Source organism: Mycobacterium sp. TH-M82 (assembly GCF_057473605.1).
Map to the genome: position 1 here is coordinate 1 of NZ_JBYCKY010000654.1, position 1,791 is coordinate 1,791.

Annotated in this window: 1 protein-coding gene and 2 pseudogenes; 1 reads left to right on the forward strand and 2 read right to left on the reverse strand. The window is 65.9% G+C overall.

Annotated features, from left to right (window positions below):
• A pseudogene (locus AC2VON_RS19225) lies at window positions 1–521 on the reverse strand (oligopeptidase B); the annotation flags it as partial.
• Window positions 518–1,411 (reverse strand): phosphoribosylaminoimidazolesuccinocarboxamide synthase, encoded by an 894-nt coding sequence (locus tag AC2VON_RS19230; protein WP_486954377.1) that lies wholly within the window; start codon window positions 1,409–1,411, stop codon window positions 518–520. The pseudogene AC2VON_RS19225 and the gene AC2VON_RS19230, both read right to left, overlap by 4 nt.
• Before the next feature lie 85 nt (window positions 1,412–1,496).
• Here AC2VON_RS19230 and AC2VON_RS19235 point away from each other — a divergent pair.
• A pseudogene (locus AC2VON_RS19235) lies at window positions 1,497–1,791 on the forward strand (hypothetical protein); the annotation flags it as partial.

Sequence of the window (1,791 nt, forward strand, 5' to 3'; positions counted from 1 at the left end):
TCCTTGAACCGCAACGTGTATCGTTCATCTCCGACGACGTCGACGGAGTAGGCCAGGATATTGCCGTCGGGGCTGACGCTGATCGCGCCCAGGGCGAAGAAGTCGTGACCGTCGGCCTCGACGTTCTGGTCGAGCAGCACCTGCTCACCGGAGACGTCGGTGTGCTCGTCGAAGACCGGCGGATTCCAGTCCCCCGGATCGGCTACCGGGCAACGGCACTGGACGCCGTACTGTTGTCCCTCGAAGCTGCGAGCGTAGTACCACCAGTCGCCGCGGCGGGTCGGCACCGACAGGTCGGTCTCCTTGGTGCGGGACTTGATCTCGTCGAAAATCTGCTGCCGCAACGGTTCGAGGTGGGCGGTGGCGGCATCGGTGTAGGCGTTTTCAGCCTCGAGGTATTCGATGACACCGGGGTCGGACTTGTCGCGCAGCCATTCGTACGGGTCGACGAAGACGTCGCCGTGCTGCGTGCGGGTGGTCTCCACCCGCTTGGCGACGGGCGGATCGGGGAGATCGGTCACGCGTCCGGGCCGATCCAGTCGCCGAACTTACATCCGGAGATCCGCTCGTAAGCCTCGACATAGCGTTCCCGAGTTGCCGCGACGATGTTATCGGGAAGCGGCGGTGGCGGTTGTGAGCCGGCACGATCCCAGCCCGACTCGGGGCCGGTCAGCCAGTTGCGGACGAACTGCTTGTCGAAGCTGGACTGGACGACCCCGGGCCGGTAGTCATCGGCCGGCCAGTACCGCGACGAGTCGGGCGTGAAGATCTCGTCGGCCAGAACCAGGTTGTCGTGTTCGTCGACACCGAACTCGAACTTGGTGTCGGCGATGATGATTCCCTTCGTCAGCGCGTGATCGGCCGCCTGCACATACGTCTGCAGGGTACGGTCCCGCAGCTGGTTGGCCCGCACCGCGCCGACCAGGTCGATCACCGCGGCAAAGGGGATGTTCTCGTCGTGGTCCCCGAGTTCGGCTTTGGTAGCCGGAGTAAACAGCGGGGTGGGGAACTTGCTGGCCTCGACCAGCCCCGGTGGCAGCGGGATGCCGCACACCTGGCCGCTTGCCTGGTAGTCCAGCAGCCCCGACCCGGTCAGGTAGCCGCGAGCCACGCATTCCACCGGCAACATCTCCAGTCGGCGCACGACCAGGGCACGGCCCAGCACCTCATCGGGGATACGCGGGTCGTCAGGCGGCCCGGCCAGGTGGTTGGCGGCTTCGACCAGGCCGAAGAAGAACACACTCATCGCGGTCAGGATGCGGCCTTTGTCGGGGATCTGCGTGTCGAGAATGTAGTCGAACGCCGAAATCCGGTCGGTTGCCACGAACAGCAGGTGCTGGTCGTCGATGCGGTACAGCTCGCGGACCTTGCCGCTGGCCAAATGTCGGTAGTCGGAGAGGGCTGGACGCACCATTGGGCCAGCCTATCGGGGTGTGCTCAACCCGCCCACCAGCCGGCGGTGTGCTGGGATCGAGGCTATGAGGTCTATGAGATCCATCAGAGCGCTCTTGCTGCCGTATGCCACCACCCCCGGTCGCCTGCTGGCTCAACTGTTCAGTGATGTCGTCGTCGCGGTATGGACCGCGGTGTGGGTGCTGGTCGGTCTGGCCGTGCACGGTGCGATCTCGACGATCGGCGCCGTCGGTAGGCAGGTCGAAAGCGGTGCGCACGGTGTCGCCGGGAACCTGGAGTCGGCCGGCCACAGCGCGGAACGCATCCCGCTGGTCGGTGACGCCATCGGCAAGCCGCTGTCGGCGGCCAGTGCTGCCACGCTGGATATCGCCGGCGCCG